The sequence below is a fragment of the Tsukamurella sp. USMM236 genome, assembly GCF_037148755.1.
Lineage (GTDB): Bacteria > Actinomycetota > Actinomycetes > Mycobacteriales > Mycobacteriaceae > Tsukamurella.
Window position 1 is genome coordinate 1 of the sequence record NZ_JBBCSS010000029.1, and the last position, 223, is coordinate 223.

The following is a 223-nucleotide window of genomic DNA, read 5'->3' on the forward strand; positions in this document are numbered from 1 at the left end:
CAGCCTCAGCTGGTTTCTGTTATTGTTACACGCTTTCACCTGTGAGCTTGTGCTCGTTTTGGCGAATGTTATGTGTGTGGTAAGTCCTCGACCGATTAGTACCAGTCACCTGCACGCATTACTGCGCTTCCAGTTCTGGCCTATCAACCCCATAGTCTGTAGGGGGTCTTACCCACTCAAGGTGGTGAGAAACCTAATCTTGGAACAGGCTTCCCGCTTAGAT

The 223-nt window shown here is 49.8% G+C and carries 1 rRNA gene; it reads right to left on the reverse strand.

What is annotated here, in order from left to right:
• Positions 1–75 precede the first annotated feature (75 nt).
• Positions 76–223, reverse strand: a 23S ribosomal RNA gene (locus tag WFK95_RS24810); the annotation flags it as partial.